General features: G+C 39.4%; 17 protein-coding genes. 11 read left to right on the forward strand and 6 right to left on the reverse strand.

Going from position 1 to position 17198, the window contains the following annotated elements; translation table 11 throughout:
- The first annotated feature begins 48 nt into the window (after positions 1-48).
- The 5 genes from pgaC to NIZ91_05455 all read left to right on the forward strand — a co-directional run bounded on the left by pgaC (position 49) and on the right by NIZ91_05455 (position 4754).
- Positions 49-1305, forward strand: a complete 1257-nt coding sequence (gene pgaC, locus NIZ91_05435) for a poly-beta-1,6-N-acetyl-D-glucosamine synthase (protein ID USY56100.1) — start codon at positions 49-51, stop codon at positions 1303-1305.
- Positions 1263-1724 (forward strand): poly-beta-1,6-N-acetyl-D-glucosamine biosynthesis protein PgaD, encoded by a 462-nt coding sequence (gene pgaD, locus NIZ91_05440; protein USY56101.1) that lies wholly within the window; start codon positions 1263-1265, stop codon positions 1722-1724. The genes pgaC and pgaD overlap by 43 nt, the downstream gene beginning before the upstream one ends.
- Complete coding sequence (locus tag NIZ91_05445; GenBank protein ID USY56102.1) at positions 1721-2587, forward strand: polysaccharide deacetylase family protein; 867 nt, start codon at positions 1721-1723, stop codon at positions 2585-2587. Before pgaD ends, NIZ91_05445 begins: the two co-directional genes overlap by 4 nt.
- Before the next feature lie 138 nt (positions 2588-2725).
- Positions 2726-4441 (forward strand): EAL domain-containing protein, encoded by a 1716-nt coding sequence (locus NIZ91_05450; GenBank protein ID USY56103.1) that lies wholly within the window; start codon positions 2726-2728, stop codon positions 4439-4441.
- Positions 4442-4574: 133 nt separating this feature from the next.
- On the forward strand, positions 4575-4754 hold the full coding sequence (locus NIZ91_05455) for a hypothetical protein (protein USY56104.1): 180 nt from the start codon (positions 4575-4577) through the stop codon (positions 4752-4754).
- On the opposite strand, the gene NIZ91_05460 is transcribed toward NIZ91_05455, so the two are convergent.
- The 5 genes from NIZ91_05460 to NIZ91_05480 form a co-directional block, all read right to left on the reverse strand.
- Positions 4749-5852 carry a spore germination protein gene (locus NIZ91_05460; GenBank protein USY56105.1) on the reverse strand — a complete coding sequence of 368 codons (1104 nt, stop codon included), beginning with the start codon at positions 5850-5852 and terminating at the stop codon, positions 4749-4751. The two genes, NIZ91_05455 and NIZ91_05460, sit on opposite strands and share 6 nt — an antisense overlap.
- A gap of 17 nt (positions 5853-5869) precedes the next feature.
- Positions 5870-7060: a Ger(x)C family spore germination protein gene (locus NIZ91_05465; GenBank protein ID USY56106.1), complete on the reverse strand. Its 1191-nt coding sequence runs from the start codon at positions 7058-7060 to the stop codon at positions 5870-5872.
- A gap of 24 nt (positions 7061-7084) precedes the next feature.
- Complete coding sequence (locus tag NIZ91_05470) at positions 7085-8599, reverse strand: spore germination protein (GenBank protein ID USY56107.1); 1515 nt, start codon at positions 8597-8599, stop codon at positions 7085-7087.
- Between the two features lie 289 nt (positions 8600-8888).
- Positions 8889-9383, reverse strand: coding sequence for a hypothetical protein (locus tag NIZ91_05475; GenBank protein ID USY56108.1), 495 nt, complete (start codon positions 9381-9383; stop codon positions 8889-8891).
- Positions 9384-9411: 28 nt separating this feature from the next.
- A complete protein-coding gene (locus NIZ91_05480) occupies positions 9412-9897 on the reverse strand; it encodes a DUF2062 domain-containing protein (GenBank protein USY56109.1) in 486 nt (161 codons plus the stop codon).
- Between the two features lie 213 nt (positions 9898-10110).
- On the opposite strand from NIZ91_05480, the gene galE reads away from it, so the two are divergent.
- Positions 10111-11091, forward strand: coding sequence for a UDP-glucose 4-epimerase GalE (galE, locus tag NIZ91_05485; GenBank protein ID USY56110.1), 981 nt, complete (start codon positions 10111-10113; stop codon positions 11089-11091).
- Between the two features lie 38 nt (positions 11092-11129).
- Here the strand turns inward: galE and NIZ91_05490 are convergent, their stop codons facing one another.
- Positions 11130-12164 carry a LacI family transcriptional regulator gene (locus NIZ91_05490; GenBank protein USY56111.1) on the reverse strand — a complete coding sequence of 345 codons (1035 nt, stop codon included), beginning with the start codon at positions 12162-12164 and terminating at the stop codon, positions 11130-11132.
- A 251-nt stretch (positions 12165-12415) separates the two neighbouring features.
- Here NIZ91_05490 and NIZ91_05495 point away from each other — a divergent pair, with 251 nt between their 5' ends.
- From NIZ91_05495 to NIZ91_05515, 5 genes are all read left to right on the forward strand, one after another.
- Positions 12416-13366, forward strand: coding sequence for a sugar kinase (locus NIZ91_05495; GenBank protein ID USY56112.1), 951 nt, complete (start codon positions 12416-12418; stop codon positions 13364-13366).
- A 9-nt stretch (positions 13367-13375) separates the two neighbouring features.
- Complete coding sequence (locus NIZ91_05500) at positions 13376-14023, forward strand: bifunctional 4-hydroxy-2-oxoglutarate aldolase/2-dehydro-3-deoxy-phosphogluconate aldolase (protein USY56113.1); 648 nt, start codon at positions 13376-13378, stop codon at positions 14021-14023.
- On the forward strand, positions 14008-15027 hold the full coding sequence (locus NIZ91_05505) for a TRAP transporter substrate-binding protein (GenBank protein USY56114.1): 1020 nt from the start codon (positions 14008-14010) through the stop codon (positions 15025-15027). Before NIZ91_05500 ends, NIZ91_05505 begins: the two co-directional genes overlap by 16 nt.
- A 361-nt stretch (positions 15028-15388) precedes the next feature.
- The gene (locus tag NIZ91_05510) at positions 15389-15889 is read left to right on the forward strand and encodes a TRAP transporter small permease (GenBank protein ID USY56115.1); all 501 of its coding nucleotides are present in this window, start codon (positions 15389-15391) and stop codon (positions 15887-15889) included.
- Complete coding sequence (locus NIZ91_05515; protein ID USY56116.1) at positions 15889-17187, forward strand: TRAP transporter large permease; 1299 nt, start codon at positions 15889-15891, stop codon at positions 17185-17187. The genes NIZ91_05510 and NIZ91_05515 overlap by 1 nt, the downstream gene beginning before the upstream one ends.
- Positions 17188-17198: the final 11 nt, after the last annotated feature.

The following is a 17198-nucleotide window of genomic DNA, read 5'->3' on the forward strand; positions in this document are numbered from 1 at the left end:
TACAATAGTCAACATGTGCAATTTTTACTAGTAAAAGGAGTTAAGGGAATGAATATACAACACGTATTGGTACCTGGATTTGAGAAGCTGGCAAGCTTTGTTTTCTGGTATCCATTTATCATGTCTTTATTTTGGATTGCGGGTACGCTTATTTACATACGCTATCGTGACCGAGATCCTGAATTTGATGTGTCAACAATAGATTGGCCTTTGGTTAGCTTTCTCGTGCCGTGCTATAACGAAGAAGAAACGATTAGCGAAACGCTGCATCATCTTTTAGCGTTGGATTACCCATCCAAAGAAATTATTCTGATTAATGATGGAAGTACCGACGGAACAGCCGATATTTTAAAAGAAATCAGTAAAAAACATCCTGAGGTTCGCGTCATTCAGCTCTACGAAAATAAAGGGAAAGCCAACGCGCTGCACTTGGGTGCGCACGCATCAAAAGCTGAGTTTTTGATTTGTTTAGACTCTGACGCTATTTTAGATCAAGATGCTCCTTATTATTTAATGTATCATTTTCTTCATAAAGGAGAGCGCTTAGGTGCCGTTACTGGAAATCCGCGTATTCGGAACCGCAATACGCTGCTAAGTCGAATTCAGCTAGTTGAGTATTCTTCTATTATTGGTTCGATTAAACGAACTCAGCGTATTTTAGGGAAAATCATGACTGTTTCCGGCGTAGTCGTAGCCTTTCGAAAGAAAGCACTGGTAGATGTTGGACTGTGGGACCGAGATATGATTACCGAAGATATTGCAATAAGCTGGAAGCTCCAGCAGCGTTTTTGGGATATTCGCTATGAGCCACGAGCATTGTGTTGGATGCTTGTGCCTGAAACCTTGCAAGGGATTTGGAAACAGCGTGTTCGCTGGGCTCAAGGTGGACAAGAGGTTATGCTTCGCCATTGGAGAGCACTGTTTCAATGGAAACAACGCAGAATTTGGATTGTATATTTAGAGCAGTGGATAAGTACAATCTGGTCCTTCTCGTGGCTTTTTGTAACGCTAGTGCTTCTATTTACAGCAAGCAGTCCGCAAGAGATGTTTCTTTGGTTTACATTTACTTCGTTTGCCTTGGTGTTTATGAGTTTAATTCAACTGCTTATTGCGCTAAAAATTGATTCGAAGTATGACAACGTTAAGCGATATTATGCTTGGGCAGCTTGGTATCCAGCTCTTTACTGGATTGTGAATGCAATTGTAGTAGTAAGCGCGTTTCCTCGTGCTATTAAATCTCGCGTGAAGGGAGGTTATGCTACATGGAGCAGTCCAGACCGAGGTTTGACGAAGAGCAAATCATAATTCAAGCTAAGCAGCCGCTTCCTCGATTTGTAATAAGCGTAATTATTTCATCTGTTTTTTGGTTGTATTGTGGAGGGGTTGTTTGGTTCTTTCTTTCAGCTATTATCGGTGTAAATGACCGTTACAGTAGCGTAATGAAAATTGCGTTTAAAACAACGAACAGCGAAGTTCGAACATTTTTAGTCCTTGGCCTTATCGTTTTTGCCTTCTTTTTCTTATCTTTATTTTTATGGAGAATTTACAATAAAAAAAAGTTTGGTCATTTAACTCGGCGAAAAATGCCGTCAAATACAAGTCTAAAAGACTTAGAAAATCTTCAATTACTGTCTAAAGATCAAATTCGAGCTCTTCAGAATGCGCATTACATTGAGTTTGATGTAAATCCGTTAAAACATACTGAAGAGAGGAAATATGCATGAAGAAATATCTGTTTCTAATGTCTATCTTTGCGGTGATAATTGGTTTTCTTTCTTTCAAAGCCCTTAAGTGGGAAGCAGAAGCGACGTCATCAACAACTTTAGAGAACAAGCTCGAAACAAATGGATGTTTAGGACTGAACTATCATCGTGTACGTAAGCATAATTGGTTTAATCGAGTCGCTAAATCGATGACCAAGTCTGACGAGTTGACCAAGTACAGCGTCTTCAGTACCGAATTTGAGGCACAGTTAGAAAAGCTCAAGCAATTAGATGCGACGTTTGTAAGTCCCGCAGATATTGAAGAGTATCAGCAAAAAGGTACGTTTCCAAATCGCTGCGTATGGATTTCTTTTGATGATATTGACCGTACGGTGTATGAAAATGCGTTTCCAATTTTGAAGAAGGAAAACATTCCGTTTACGCTGTATGTCATTGCAGGGCAGGTCGGAGCGAAGGACTTTCAAAACTTAAGTATGGCTTCATGGGATCAGTTAAAAGAAATGACAGACAGTGGTCTTGCGACTATTGGTTCCCATACGTACGATATGCATCGCTTAGAAGGGGATAAGCCTTTATTTTTGACTCCTAATAAATACAGTGCATTTGGTGAAGATTTACGTAAAAGTAAAGAAACCATTAAGCAGCATCTAGGAATCGATCCGGTTTACTTTGCGTATCCGTACGGTAATACAAAGGATGACGTAGCGAAGGTCGTAAAAGATGCAGGGTTTAAGCATGCGGCTATTCTTGCACCGCACGTGATTACGAAAGAGAACGATCCCTATTATCTAAATCGAATTGTAGTATACAACAAGACCTTTCAAGATCTTATTGTTCCGTGGCTACTTCGTCAAGAGTCATAGAATAAAACGTATGCTTGTTTCGACAAGTAGCAGCGACTGAAGGTAAGACAGTTGTTCTTTATAAATTAAATTATATAAAGCCCACGATTCTCGTGGGTTTTATTGTATTAATCTAATTTTAAGAAGGGTGTACAAGTGATGGAAAACAATAATTTTGAACGTAAGTTTAAAGAAACGTTAAAAAAAGTGAATGATATTGAGCTAGCGTTAAATGAATCATCCATCGTAGCAATTACAGATAGCCAAGGCTTTATTAACCACGTAAACGATAAATTCTGCAAAACTTCCCAATATGAAAGGCATGAACTCCTCGGCCAGAACCATCGTATTATTAATTCTGATTATCACCCAAAGCAGTTTTTTAAAGAGTTATGGCAAACCATCCGCTCGGGTAATGTATGGCATGGAGAGATAAGAAACAAAGCAAAGGACGGCTCATTCTACTGGGTAGATACAACCATCGTTCCTTTTTTAGACGAAAATGGAGAGCCGTATCAGTACGTATCTATTCGGAATGATATAACGAAGCGTAAGCTGTATGAAGAAAAAATTAAGCAGCTGGCTTATTATGATTCGTTAACGAATTTGCCTAATCGCTACTGGTTGAACAAACAGCTAAAAAAGCTTTTCATAGCCGATGAGTTTCCTGAACTTGTAGCAGTTTTATTTCTAGATTTGGATCGTTTTAAATCAATTAACGATACGCTTGGTCATTATTATGGAGATGTACTGCTTAGACGCGTCGCCGAAAGATTAGAAAACTGTGTTCCTTCTTCCAGCTTTGTCTCAAGGCATGGAGGAGATGAGTTTATACTGGTTCTGCAAGACCTGCATACAGTCGAAGAAATTAAGAAAATGGCTGAAAAAATTGTCAAGGAAATGGCGCTACCATTTTTCTTGAATGGCCATAAGTTTTTTACCTCGACAAGTATTGGCATTAGCTTGTTGTCAAAAGAATGCAAAAAGCAAGCTGCTTTTGAAGAGGTAGATGAACTAATTGAACAGCTCATTAAGCAAGCAGATATGGCAATGTATGTAGCAAAACGAAATGGACGAAATACATATGAGCTAAGTTCATCTTCATCCAACCAACGAATGATGAAGGCGCTAAATATGGAAAATGAACTGAAGCATGCGCTAGAAAAAAATGAATTTCAGCTCGCTTATCAGCCTTTAATCGATTTGAAAACATCTGAAGTCATCGGAGCAGAAGCTTTAATTCGTTGGAACAGTGAAAAATATGGAGTGATTCCACCTAACGAATTTTTACCTATTTTAGAAGAGGGAGGTTTGATTGTCCCTGTTGGGAAGTGGGTGTTAGAAGAAGCTTGTAAGCAAATGAAAATTTGGACTGACATGAGCTCACAAATGAAGAAGGTAGCCGTAAACGTATCGCCCATTCAGCTGAAATCACCTGAATTTGTGAAGGAAGTTGAAGCAATTTTAAGAGAAACGGGGCTTAGTCCAGGCTTTCTTGAAATGGAAATTACGGAAAACGTCATTCAGCATAGTGAAGAGTTAAATAAAGTACTTATCCCTTTACGAGAACTCGGCGTGAAATTAGCAATGGACGATTTTGGAACTTGCTACTCTTCACTTAGCTACATTAAATATTTGCCAATTAATACGCTTAAAATTGATAAGTCATTTATTGATGAATTGGATGAAGTGGGAAAAGTGCTTGTTCAAACCATTATTCAAATGGGAAAGCAGCTTAACTTTGAATTAACGATTGAAGGAATTGAAAGGCAGGAACAGCTGGAGTTTGTAACGAAACAAGACTGTCAGATTGGGCAAGGGTACATCTTTTATAAGCCTCTAACACCAGGAGAGATTTGCGAGTTATTAAGATAAGTGTAACTTGTGCTAGAGTGAATGAGAGCTGCATATTCCTTAGCCATCTTTCACATGTTATATAAAAAAGATAGGTCGTGATTACATGGTTAAACTAATGTCCTTTCCATTAATTTGCCTTGGAGTGCTTTCAATGAGTTCATGGATTGATATTCTTCAAGGTGATGGTATCTTTCAATTCGTTCATAACCTTAGGTATTATTTAAAAACCTGCATAGGGGAAGATTATTTGCTCATCTTTTTACTTCTCTTTTTCTTTGTTATTGTTAGTATAGTCACAACGATGAAACGCCAGCAGCCACCCGAATTATAAAGCTGCTGGCTTTATTTTTTGCTTAATATAAGCCGTAACCAGTAGTAGAAGTGGAATTCCAATATGAAAAGGCAGATGGAAAAAGTAAGGCACCACTTTCAACCCTTCCGCTATATGAGCCTGATAACTAGGGGCAATCATTAGCGAAGAGAAAAAAATAATAATGCCAATAAAGTAAATAAATGGAGGTGAAGCTTTTATTCGAAATAAGCCACTGGCCCCAATGACCGCACAAAAGAAATAAATGGCGATTTTAACAAACCCCAGCATAACCATCAGAACAATAATGAACGTGTCTAGGCGCTGAATAAAATTGGCGATATTAATATGGCTAGCAGCCGTAAATGCAGGAAAGGTAGATCTAAGAGCCATATCTGCTCCTAATACAGATGTAAGGACAAGTCCATTAAAGGATAACCAAAGCCCACTGACTACAATTGCGAGCAGGCCAACTTTTAGAGCTTTACTTGTTTTATTTAAATAAGGGAGAATCATTGTAAACGTAATGAGCTCTCCAAAAGGCACCGTCACACCAAGAGGAAATAGCTCTTTCCAAACTTTCTTAATTCCACCTCCAAGTACAGGCTGAAGGTTTTCAACTTTTATATAACCGCCTATTATATATAGGCTATTTAACGTTAAAAAGGTAATTAAAATAATAGAAAAGCAGAGGCACGTTACTCTGGAGAATCCTTCTATCCCTACGCAGATGGCGTAAATTAAGGCGAGGATCATACAAATTCCTACTGTCACGATAGAAGTGCGATAATAGGTGGTGCTCGTTAATAATTCTTCAAAGTCCCGTAGTACTCTCGAAGCAATATAAATAAAATAAATAACGTAACAGAAGCTTATAATGCCTCCTAGATACTTCCCGAAAATTTTAATCGTGTACTCTGTTAGTGGGCTTTTAGGGTATTTCTTATATAAAGAAATATACACTAGAAACAAAAGGCACCCAAAAAAAGTGGCTAATAAGGGGACGAGCCACGCATCCTGTTTAGCTCCTTTTCCAATGTCTAATAAAAGAGCGCTGCCTAGCATAAAGACGACCATTAGACAAAAGAGCTGGATGCCATCAATTTTTATTTTTATCAATGTTTTCTCATCTCCTTTTACTCTGCCTTATAGGAATTCGTTCGCATTCCTGTATTTGTGATATTTACGTTAACTTTAATTGATGTTTTGGCATTCGAAAATAAGTTGCGCCAATTATCTTGATGTTTGTGCCAGTATGTTGGGTGTGTCCGAGCCAAACTATCACCAAATCCAAAAATATCGGACTTTTCTTTTTGGGCAATTGCAATCGTTTGCTTAATTTGTTTTGTTATTTCTTTTTCAAATTTCTTCTCATAGCGATTTAATAAGTGAGGATCCGTTAAGTCTGCTTCACATGATGATTCTAAAATCTCACCTGTCATCGTTGAATTTAGATGAATAATAGGTTCGTTTTGACGTATGTCTGTTTTTATTTCGCTTTTCACTCGATTGATTCCCAGGCCTATATTCCCCTGCTTGCATTGCAATGCAACTACTGTACTATCTATGTCTGAAGTAATAAATTGAACCGCTCGAGCTTTTTCTCCGTCTAACCACCTAACTAGTTTGCCTTCTTTAAACATACCTAATCCATTTACTTCTATAACGGAAGGGTTTGTTGTTTCTAAGTTACTTGCTCGACTGCTTTCCGGAGAATCATTGTGTATGTTGAGACCTGGAATTGCTAAATCTTTTCCTTTACTTGAAAGGGCAGATATGGCATCGTATACGAGCATATTATTAGAGGCTCCGTACAGTTTTTTGTTATTTTCACTGGTACTGATGATGCTTTTTACTGGATTGATTTCAAAAGGCTCAACACCATTAAGCACATGTTCAGCCGTACTATCTCGAGCAATAAACACGGGTAAACTTGTTCGTCCTTGCTTGCTTCTATCTAACGTATCAAAGAGAGAGTCAAGATTCTTTCGTGCTAGTTTCTCACTGACGACAACGAGTGACATATGTGTCAGGGTGCTTCTTCTAGGAATGATGGCAGATGCTTTTCGTGAGGTTTCAAGCAAGGTTTCTCCCGTCACCGTATAATTCACAACGGCCAGGCCTGTATCTGCACTAGAAGTCCCTTGAGCTAAACTGCCTGGGTTAAGAACTTGATACGTTACTCGATAAGGCTCATTTGGATCATCGTTCTGGTCAATGCCAACGCCTGTAATTACTCCGATTTGATTTAGTTCTAAATAGTTTGAGCAGCCTGAAGTCAGGAATAAAATTATAGTAATCAATAAAAATAAATGGTTTTTTTTCATATGAAAACGTCCTTTAAGCAAGCGTTACTTAATCGCCTTAGGTTTATTTGGTTTTTTTAACAGAAATGGCAAAGGAAAACGAAATAGGCCATCTTTTTGTTTTTGTAAGTTAAAAGGAGCAAACGGATTAAAATACAGAATGCCAAATGATCGCAATGTGCTCATGTGAAGCCAGATACACAGCGTCACGAGCAGAATACCATATAGCCCAATAAATGAAGATACTAAAATTAACATAAACCGAAATCCACGAGCTACGCTAGAGATGCTGATGTTTGGAAGCGTGAAGCTACTAATGGAGGAAATGGCTACGATAATAACAACAGCTGCTGATACAAACCCTGCGTCTACGGCTGCTTGACCTAATATAAGCGCTCCGACAATTGAAACGGCTGGACCAATCGCTCGTGGCATTCGAATACCAGCCTCTCTAAGCGTTTCAAATGCCAATTCCATCAGGATAATTTCCACGATTGCCGGAAAGGGAACAATCTCTCTTTGAGCCATTAAGCTTACCAGCAGCGTAGTAGGAATAAGTCCGTGATGATGAGTTATTAACGCCAAGTAAATAGACGAAACGTACATCGACAGAAAGAAGGCAACAAATCTTAGTAATCGTATAAAAGAGCTAATATAGTAATTTTGATAGTAATCCTCAGGTGATTGAAAGAACTGAGAAAAAACAACGGGTGTGATTAACACATAAGGCGTTCCTTGGATAATAACGGCGACGCGACCTTCGAGTAAATTTCCTACTACCGCATCAGGCCGTTCTGTGCTTAGGACTAAAGGAAAGATGGTTTTGCTGTCATCTTTAATAAATTCTTCAATATAGTTTGATTCAAGAATACTATTTACATCAATTCTTTTTAGTCGCTTCTCAACTTCTTGTTGAATGGCTTTATCTACTATTCCTTCTATGTACATAATAGCCACTTCCGTTTGCGTCACTTTCCCAATCTTCATACTTTTTAATCGTAAACAAGGGTTTTGGATCTTAGCTCGAATTAAGGACGTATTGGTTCTTAGACTTTCAGTAAAACAATCTTTTGGTCCTTTCACAACCGTTTGCGTCGTTGGCTCCGTTATTGCGCGAGACTGTAGCTTTTGTGTATTGGTAATGAACAGCTTAGAACATCCATCTAACAAGACAACTGCATCTCCTGAGACAACTGCTGAAAGAAAGCTATCCCAGTCTTCTTTTATAGTTAGCTGAGAAACAGCCAAAGTGCCTTTTACGCTTTCTTCTAACTCCAACGAATTAGCTTCTTTAGTTGCGTTTGCCCATTGAATTAAAGGATTAATAACATGTTCGTTTACAATCGCATCATCAGCCAATCCATCAAGGTGGAGCACCGCTATTTTTATTTTTTCGTTGTGAGGTGAATGTATAAAGCGAATAAATAAGTCTGAGCTGTCTCCGAGCGCTATTTTTAACTTCTCTACGTTCTCATCTAAACGATTATGTAAAGGTTGTAGCGCTGGTGCCTCTGGCGAAGTTTCCTCTTTAGTTCGTTTAAAAAAGCGTCCGTAAGGCATTTTCTCTACCTTCCCAATTAATAAATTTGTTCGTATTTCTAGTTTTTTCTTATGAACCAATAATATGTATAAAAAGAAAATGTTTATTGCTTATAGGTAAAGGAATAGGTGGAGGAAGTAAAGCGGAAGGAGACAGGGGAAGTTAGTGTTCAATCTGGTCTGCGCTATTTGCTATTAGTTGCATAGAAGCCGTGAAGAAAATGACATTGATTATTGTAATATTTGTGTATCTATAGCCATACAGCAAATATAAATAAAAGAGCCTAACACTTTAAGGAAGTTAGGCTCTTTAGTATAGATATTTACTTTTTGTTACAAAGCAATCTTCTGCACGAAATTTAATGACTTCATATCCCCACGTCGAAAACGTAAGATATTGTTCATATTCTTTTTTTGTGATGGGACGAATTTCCGTATACCCTTTTTGGAGCATACAATCATCGGCAAACATCTCTTGAGATCGAAAATAAGCTACTTCTAATTCATCTAAGGTTAAGTCTCGATAGCCTAAAATCATGCCGTTTAAGGCGGTTTCCACAATCATTTTAACGTGGCCATCACCTTGCTTGAGAATAGCACATCCTTTTAGATCTTCAGAAGTAGGTGGCTCAGGCCCGCACCAGTCCATAAGCCCAGCAATGAAATGCTTCGTGTGCTCAGCGCTAATCTCGAGTACTCTTCCGCAGGAAAATTGTCCATTGCTTAAAGGGATAGCCCAAAACTGCCCAGGGATAAGATAGCGATTGGATTTTGGTTGAAACGGATAGGAAATGGTCTTTAGCATGCGTAGTACCTCTCTTATTGTTAAGAAATTAAACAACCCATTTTTTATAAACGTAGTATAAAATCTCAGCTCGATACTGATTAATCATATAATAAACGCCAGCGTAAAGTAGACCGCCAAACAGTACCATATTTACGGTCATTCCGGCTAGAAATATCTTGCCGATATGTGCACCTGTTTCCAGATGATCAGCCAAATCATCATCGGCGACTTCCAGTAACGTATGATCTAGATTGATGGGCACGAGATATTCACCGACTACGGTGTTTAAGTAAAACATGAGGGGGAAAGCCCACATAAACAGCATTCCGCCAATGAGACCAGCCATGCTGTTGCCTCTACATAATTTGGCTAAGCCTACAGAAAGGATCAGTCCAAACCCAAAGGTAGGAACAAAGTTTACAATTGAACCAAGGCTAAAGCCAAGTGCAACTTTATGAGAATGATCTTTTAGTCGCAATAGTTTGATAATAAGGTATTTAAAACGGCGCTTGAGAATTGTTAGTTTGGTCACGTCATTCTTTCCTTTCTGTAGTCAACCGTGTATGTATAGGGATGAGAACTATATTCTTATTTTACATCATGAAAATGCTGGAAGGAGCACTTTTTTTAGCATATTCAATGAAAATAAAGAAAAGTAGTCATCTTCAGTTCACAAAACTCATTTACAATATCAGGGTAAAAGCGTACGATAAAACTAGTCAAAATGGACTAAAGGAGAGATTTTATGATTTTAGTAGTTGGAGGAGCTGGCTATATCGGTAGCCACCTCGTGAAAGAGTTAGTGAAAACAAGTGAAGTCGTTGTCTTAGATAACCTCTCAACGGGGCACCGCTGGGCGATTGATGAGCGCGCGCAGTTTGTAGAAGGAAATTTAGGGAGCGAAGCGGACTTAGAGCATGTATTTTCTACTTATCAAATCGAAGCAGTGATGCATTTTGCGGCGAACAGCTTAGTAGGAGAGTCGGTTGTTGACCCTGTGAAGTACTATGAAAACAACGTCGCAGCGACTCTTACGTTATTAAAAACGATGATGAAACATAACGTAAAAAAGTTCATCTTTTCATCCACAGCGGCAACGTACGGCATTCCGTCTGTTGACATCATTACGGAAGAAACAAGCACGAATCCAATTAATCCGTACGGCCGTTCGAAGCTGATGATTGAACACATCTTAGCGGACTACGCGCATGCATATGGTATGGAATACGTGGTGCTTCGCTACTTTAACGCAGCGGGCGCGTACGAAACTGCAGAAATCGGCGAATCGCATGATCCAGAAACGCACCTCATCCCGATTATCCTTGAACACTTACTAGGCGAAAGAGAGCACATTTCCGTGTTTGGCTCTGACTACGACACGGAAGACGGCACGTGCATTCGCGATTACATTCACGTAACGGACCTTGCTAACGCACATATCGCTGCGCTTCAGTCACTTTTAGCAAGCGAAACAAAAACAGCGACGTACAATCTAGGAAACGGCCTTGGCTATTCGGTAAAAGAAGTCATCGATACGTGCGAGCGCGTAACGGGTAAAAAAGCGAACGTCGTGATGGCGGACCGCCGTCCTGGAGACCCAGCTCGACTTGTTGCGTCCTCTGATAAAATCCATCGTGATCTTGGTTGGAAAGCGGAACGTTCGCTAGAAGAGATTATCGCATCTGCATGGAAATGGCATCAAAGTCAAGTGAAGGTAGTGAAGTAATAAAGAAGCCGAGACGTGAGGTCTCGGCTTTTTGACTTTTAACACGACTCTCTGTCCATAAGAGTTGGCGGGAAGCGATACAGTAAAGGAAGTGAACCTTCTGGTGTACCTGAGTTATTCAGCCTTTCAAGCAGAATCGTTGCGGCCATTTCACCCATTTGCTGCGTGGGCTGTGCGACGGTCGTTAAGGTTGGGTTATAGACTTTGGCATAAGGCACATCGTCAATGCTAAGGATGGACAAATCGCTTGGAATGGATAAGTTATGGTTCTTCACGAATGTTAACACAGTTTCCAAGACTAGATCGTTCCCTGCAATAATCGCATCAGGCATTTCCTTATTCGATAACCATTCGGCTAGCCTAGTTTGTATATCAAGCAAAGTACCAGAGAAAACAAAATCAGAAATAACCTCTTGCTGAGACCGCTTCATAGCAGAATAAAAACCTTCTATCCGTTCGATCCTTGGCGTAATGTGCTGCTCGACAGGCAGCGTCATCATCGCAATTCTCTTCCGTTTCTTTTCTAAAAGGTGAGATACAGCTAAATAAAGAGCCGTTTCATTGTCGAGAATGACCGTGTCTGCTTTTAATCCTTCAAGCTTTCGGTCAATTAAGACAAGGGGGATTTGATCCACTAAAATCTTTTCATAAAGCGTCACGTCAGCGTTCGTTGGAAAAATGATTAACCCATCGATTTGCCTAGCGGTTAATAGTTCAATAAACTGTTTTTCTTTTTCTGGATTATCATCAGAATTGCAAATAATGGCCTGCAGCCCTTGAGCGCTTAGCTTTTTTTCAACGGCACTGATGATGTCAGTTGAAAACACATGTTTAATATTAGCCACGATGATGCCGATCATTTTGGTTTTCTTTGTTTTTAAGTTTCGAGCAAAATCGTTTGGGCGATAGTTTAGCTCAAGAATGGTTTGCTCAATTTTTTTCTTCGTATCATCACTCATGTACTTAAAGCGTTTATTAATAAACTGTGAAACGGTGCTTTTACTAACACCAGCAGCGTTTGCAACATCTTGGATCGTCACGTTCTTTTGGGAAGGCGCTTCTTTTTTCATCATGTATGCTTCCTTTCAGCAGGTTTAAAGATTGATATAAATCTATAGTATAAAAACCGGTTTATAAAAACAAGATGTATGACAAGCATACTTATAGTGCAAGAGACTCTCTAATGATGCTTAAATAAAGAGAAGTAACGACTTTATTTATAACTAAAGTAATAAAAATTTTCAAAAAGTTGTTGTAAACGATTACAACAATGTGTAATATAATACTAAACCGGTTTATTAAAAAAGTGAAGGATGAGATATGAATGTTAGATGTACTAACGATTGGAGATGCTTTAATTAGCATGCATCCCCGAAAAAAGGGGCCATTACGATTCTCTCATTCTTTTGAAAGAGGAATGGGGGGAGCGGAGCTTAACTTTGCGATTGGCTGTGCTAGGTTAGGTTTAAAGCCTGGCTGGATCTCAAAATTAGGGGACGATGAATTTGGAAAATATGTCTTTGACCAAGTGAGAGGAGAAGGCATTGATTTATCACACGTAACGTTTACCAATAACTATCCGACTTCCGTTTATTTTAGAGAAATTCACGCAAATGGAGAGAGCCGTTCATTCTTTTATCGAAACGATTCTCCTACCTTAGAGCTTTCTCAGCGTGACATCGTTGAGGAATACGTTAAGAACTTCAAGATTTTACATATCACAGGAGTATTTCCTTCAATTCATCATCAAAATATTGAATTAACTAAATCCATCATTTCAATGGCGAAAAAGCAAGGGCTGAAGATTTCATTTGATCCAAACGTTCGCTTGAAAATGTGGAGCGCAGAAGAAGCCGTAGCATTTATTTTATCGATTCTAAAAGACGTGGATATTATTTTAACTTCAAAAGAAGAAGCTGATTTAATTTTTGGCCTTCAGTCTGAGCGCAATCATATCGAAGCGTTTAAAAAATACGGAATTGAAACCGTTGTCATTAAAAAAGGTGCTGACGGAGCCGTTGGGGAGCATAACGGTGAATACCTAGAGCAGCCCGCTGTTCATGTGCCGTTAGTTGTCGATACGGTTGGGGCTGGAGATGGCTTTGACGCTGGTTTCATCAGTGCTCGTATAAAGGGAAAAACGTTTAAAGAATGCTTGGAATATGGAAGCATCGTTGGAGCTATGGTCGTTAGTGTTGAAGGCGATAACGAAGGGTTACCCACTTTGGATCAAGTAAGACACGCGATGGGAGAGTATAACTATGTTGAAAGGTGAGTCTCGTTTATGAAAATCATTGATCAGTTAATTTCCGCAAAATTTATTCCTGTTATTCGAACGGATAGTTTTCAAGAAGCTGAACAGATTTGCGATATCTTGGTTGAAGAAGGAATCAATACGATTGAGTTGACGCTATCAATCCCGGAAGCTACTAAGCTCGTAACGAAGCTGAAAAATCGATACGGAAACAATGTGACGGTTGGAATGGGAACTGTTCAAACAGTCGAGGAGCTTCAAGAATCAATTGATGCAGGCAGTGAATTTATTGTTACGCCGTATGCAGAAAATGAAGTGGTTGATCAGGTAACAGAAGTTCCGATTATTCCTGGCTGCATGACCGTAAGTGAAATTGCAAAGCTAAAAAGCAAAGGGTTTAAATTAATTAAAGTGTTTCCTGCATCGGTAGTAGGACAGTCATTTATAAAATCATCACTAAGCATTTTCCCTGATGTAAAGCTAATGCCTACTGGGGGAATTAGCGGAACGACAGGAATTGAGTGGATTGAAAATGGAGCTAGCTGTGTAGGAATAGGCAGCGATCTTAATAAAACGTATCAGACCAAAGGAGAACAAGGGCTACGTCAATATATCAAGCAAATCTTACAAGTAAAGGAAAGCTTAAATAAGGGGGAGACGTTATGTTCAAAAAGATAAAGTTAGGCCTATTGGTGAGTGTATCTTCTTTAGTGTTACTGTCAGCTTGTGGAGGGGGAGGAACAGCTACTACCAGCTCCGGTGAGAAGTCTGTTAGCATGAGGCTCGCGCATAATCAGGGTACTGATCATCCTGTGCATAAATCGCTGGAAGAGTTTACGAAACTAGCAAAAGAAGAATCTGATAATAGCGTAAATGTTCAGGTGTTTCCAAGCGGGCAGTTAGGGCAAGAGCGCGATGTCATTGAGCTCGTGCAATCAGGCACATTAGATTTAGCCAAAGTCAGCGCTAGCGCATTGGAATCGTTTGAAGACAGCTACTCAATTTTTTCTCTACCGTACGTTTTTAAAAGCCAAGAACATTACTATAACGTAATGGATAACAGCAAATCCGTACAAGAAATTTATAAACTTTCAAAAGACAAAGGTTTTATTGCTCTTGGCTGGTATGATGCTGGGCAGCGAAATATTTATACAGGTGATAAAGAAGTGAAGTCACCAAAAGATTTAGCAGGCATGAAGATTCGCGTACAGGAAAGCCAAACGTCTATTGCTATGATCAAAGCAATGGGTGGTTCACCGACACCTATGGCGTTCGGAGAAGTATACACGTCACTGCAGCAAGGAATTATTGACGGAGCGGAAAACAACATCACTGCTTTAACGGTAAACAAACACGGCGAAGTAGCAAAAGCGTATACGTTAACAGAGCACCAGTACGTGCCAGACATTTTAATCGTCAGCACAAAAACGTGGGATAAGTTATCGGATAGCCAAAAAGACACGTTAGCAAACGCTGTGAAAGAATCATCGGAAAGTCATAAAAAAGTATGGGCAGATGCTGTGAAGTCGGAAGAAGAAGCGGCTGAAAAGCTAGGTGTTAAAATGTATGAAATCGATAAAGAGCCATTCATTAAAGCTGCTGAGCCGTTACATGAAGAGTTCGTGAAGAAAAACGAAAGCTACAAAAAGTATTTTGAAGATTTTCAAGCACAGAACAAATAATTGAAGAGATAGGGACGGTAAATGAGGATTTCAATCAATCGTCTATCCAACTTGTGGAGAGTTAACCTTTTTATGGTTTGAATATTTTGTTTATTTAGAAAACCAGTTTGAAAAAGAATGGAATGAAGCGTAAGACACTCGACTCCTGCGGGAGATAAAGGAAGAGCTGAGACCTCGCAGCGTAGCGAGGAGGCTCAGCTTCCTCCCCGCGGAAAGCGAGGGTCTGTAGCGTAATGGAACAAACATATTCTAACAACTCTACTTGTTTTAAAAGAAACCATTTCATTATGTCTCAGCCTCTATCTCAAATCAATAAAACGACATTATCAACATCATTACCTAATGAAGTAGGAGGTTAACAATGAAAAAAATTGTTGATCGTATTACAGAATTTCTTACATGTTCCTTAATCGTTTTAATGGTATTGGCAGCTATCTGGCAGGTGTTTAGCCGATTTATTTTAAATACACCCAGTGCATTTACGGAAGAATTTTTACGCTATTCGCTCATCTGGTTAACGATGGTAGGCGGAGCTTACGCATTTGGAAAAAAAGAGCACTTAGCGATTGTGTTTATCGTACGAAAGTTTTCCAAAAGTATACAAAAAGTCATTGCGGTTGCGACAGATGTTCTAGTTGTTCTGTTTGTGCTATCAATCTTCATGTACGGCGGCTCTTTGGCAATGAATAACGCGGTGGGGCAGATTTCTTCAGCGCTGCAAATGCCCATTCAATATTTATATTTAAGCTTAGTTGTATCAGGATGTTTGTTTTTATTTTATGCAATCTTTCATCTTCAAAACACGTTAGGCTTTGGCGTTAAAGAGAAAAACAAATCCAATAATTCAGAGGTGAATTATTAATGGCCTTACAAGCGAGTCTCGTCTTAGTCTTTGTATTTACGTTGTTACTTCTATTTAGTGTTCCAATTTCGTTTAGTATTGTGATTGCCTCTTTAGTTACGATTATTACGATTATGCCAGTGGATATGGCGATTTTTACAGCAGCTCAGAAAATGGTTACCGGCATTGACAGCTTTTCTTTACTAGCCGTTCCCTTTTTTATTCTAGCTGGAATCTTAATGAATAACGGAGGAATTGCTTACCGGCTTGTGAATTTCGCTAAAGTGTTAGTCGGGAAAGCTCCGGGAGCATTAGCTCACTCTAATATTATTGGAAACATGATGTTTGGTTCTTTATCAGGATCATCCGTAGCGGCAGCAGCAGCAATCGGCGGCGTAATGGGTCCGCTGCAGAAAAAAGAAGGATACGATCCGCGATTTTCAGCAGCAGCGAATATTGCTTCCGCTCCTACGGGCTTAATTATTCCACCAAGCGGCACGCTCATTATCTACTCGTTAGTCAGCGGTGGAACGTCAATTGCAGCATTATTTATTGCAGGATACATACCTGGAATTCTATGGGGAATCGCGTGTATGGTCGTTGCGTTTCTTATCGCTCGAAAAAAAGGATACCGCGTAAACGAAAAAGTGACGGTAAAACTATTTTTCAAAACGTTCCTAGACGCTATACCGAGTCTACTGATGATTGTCGTTGTGATAGGAGGAATCGTTGCAGGAATTTTCACCGCTACGGAAGCCTCAGCGATAGCCGTGTTGTATACGTTTATTCTATCTTTTGCGATTTACCGTACGGTGAAGTTAAAAGATATGCCAGGTATTCTATTAAATACGGTTTCAATTACGTCGGTTATTATGTTTCTCGTTGCCGCATCTTCCGTTATGTCATGGGTGATGGCATTTACAGGGTTGCCGGCTTTAATTAGCGACGCTATCTTAAGCATCTCCACGAATATGTACGTGATTTTAATTGTTTTAAACATCATTTTATTAGCTATTGGTACCTTTATGGATATCACAGCAGCTGTTTTAATCTTTACACCTATTTTCCTGCCAATCGTACAGCAATTTGGAATGGATCCGGTTCATTTTGGAATTATGATGGTGCTGAACTTAAGTATCGGAAACATCACGCCGCCAGTTGGCAGCGCTTTATTTGTCGGTGCTAGCATTGCAAAGCTTGATTTAGAAGACGTAATAAAACCGCTTTTACCTTTTTATCTGGCGATTATCGTCGTTCTTATTCTTGTTACGTTTTTACCGGAAATCTCATTGTTTTTACCTAAAGTACTAGGTTACTAACACATAAAATG

This window comes from Bacillus sp. 1780r2a1, from assembly GCA_024134725.1.
GTDB lineage: Bacteria > Bacillota > Bacilli > Bacillales > Bacillaceae_H > Priestia > Priestia aryabhattai_A.